Source organism: Allobosea sp. 47.2.35 (assembly GCF_024655635.1).
GTDB lineage: Bacteria > Pseudomonadota > Alphaproteobacteria > Rhizobiales > Beijerinckiaceae > Allobosea.
The window spans coordinates 1-1,678 of record NZ_JANLGI010000054.1 but is presented as its reverse complement, the minus strand read 5'-3'; the positions used below and the strand labels follow the sequence as shown (position 1 = coordinate 1,678).

Annotated in this window: 1 protein-coding gene and 1 pseudogene; both read right to left on the bottom strand. The window is 68.5% G+C overall.

Annotated elements, in window-relative coordinates; all coding sequences use genetic code 11:
- Positions 1–316: 316 nt before the first annotated feature.
- Positions 317–1,531, bottom strand: a complete 1,215-nt coding sequence (locus NUV79_RS25145) for an IS91 family transposase (RefSeq protein ID WP_257735804.1) — start codon at positions 1,529–1,531, stop codon at positions 317–319.
- Positions 1,532–1,546: 15 nt separating this feature from the next.
- Positions 1,547–1,678 (bottom strand): annotated as a pseudogene (locus NUV79_RS25140) (integrase); the annotation flags it as partial.

Sequence of the window (1,678 nt, the reverse complement as noted above, 5' to 3'; positions counted from 1 at the left end):
TTTCGGATGCTGGCCCGTGCGAGCGGGTTTGGACCGGGCTGAGGGCCGGCGTCCGAAAGCCTCCAGGGGAGGAAGCCGCGGCCCGGGGCTGTGGGCTATGGGGATTTCGCGCCGCGGCTTGGTCTGCGGGATCGTGCGATGCGTGGGTCGGGAGCGTCATGCTCCGACCGAGATGCCCGGGATCCGGCGGTTGGCTGCGTAGGAGACGGATCCGGGATCGCCACGATCGCTGTTTCCGCCATTGGTGCGAACAGGATCGCCCGCTCTCTGGCCGAGACCGGTCGTGCTTCCTCAGGATGCCGCCGCGACTCCGTCGTCATGATGTGTCGATCCTGACGGCGAGGATGGTGCGCGGGGCCGAGCCTGGGGCGAAGCGCTCGACGAGGATCATGCGGCCACCGCAGCGGGGGCAAGGCGGCCTCCGCTTATCGACCTGATCGGATTGTTCGGCCGAGATCTCCGCTACACGATCCTTCGTCGCTACGGCCGGCATCGCCGCCGCGAAGATCTGCCTGACGCGGGCGATGGTGTCGGCGCGTCGGCCGGTGGCGAGCAGGCCGTAATGGCGGATGCGGTGGAAGCCGTCGGGCAGGACGTGGAGCAGGAAGCGGCGGATGAACTCGTGGGCCGTCAGCGTCATGGTCTTGCGCCAGGTCTTGCCGGATGAGCGGGCGCGATAGTCCTTCCAGCGGAAGGTGACCCCGTGCCGATCCATGGCCACGAGGCGGCTGTTGGCGATGGCGACGCGGTGGGTGTAGCGGGCGAGATAAGCCAGCACGGCCTCAGGGCCACCGAAGGGGCGCTTGGCGTAGACGACCCAGTCGGCCCGGCGCAGCGGCGCCAGCATGGCGGCGAAGGCATCGGGTTCGGCCAGATGGGCGAGATCGCCATGGAAGGCGAGCCGTCCCGCCTCATGCAGGACAGCAAGCCCTTCCATGAACAGCCGGCGGAACAGCCGCGAGAGCACGCGCACGGGCAGGAAGAAGCCGGGCCGGCACGAGATCCAGCAAGCGCCGTCCGGGGAGAGGCCACCGCCGGGCGCGATGATGTGGAGATGGGGATGATGGGTCATCGCCGATCCCCATGTGTGCAGCACCGAGGTGAAGCCGATGCGGGCACCGAGATGCTTTGGGTCGGCGGCGATGGCGGTGAGTGTCTCGGCAGCGGCTTTGAAGAGCAGGCCATAGAGCTCGGCCTTGTTCTGGAAGGCGATGGCCATGATCGACGCCGGCAGGGTGAAGACGAGATGGTAGTAGGGCACGGGCAGCAGGTCGGCTTGCCGGTCCGCGAGCCAGTCCTTCGCCGCCGCGCCCTGGCAGCGCGGGCAGTGCCGGTTGCGGCACGAGTTGTAGGCGATGGTCGCGTGATCGCAGTTGCCGCAAGCCATGACATGGCCGCCGAGCGCCGCCGTGCGGCAGGCCCGGATCGCACCCATCACCTTGAGCTGGCCGCGGCTGAGCCGATGACGCGCGAGATAAGCCTCGCCATGCCGGTTCAGGATATCCGCGACCTCCAGAGACGGCCGCGCCATGATCGGCGCGTGCCGCTATGGCGGTGGTGCCAGCAGCGCGAGTGGGCTCGTCACCTCGCGGAGCGTCTTCAACGCGACGCGGGTGTAGACGGCGGTGGTGTCGAGCTTCCTGTGGCCGAGCAGAACCTGGATCACACGGATGTCGGT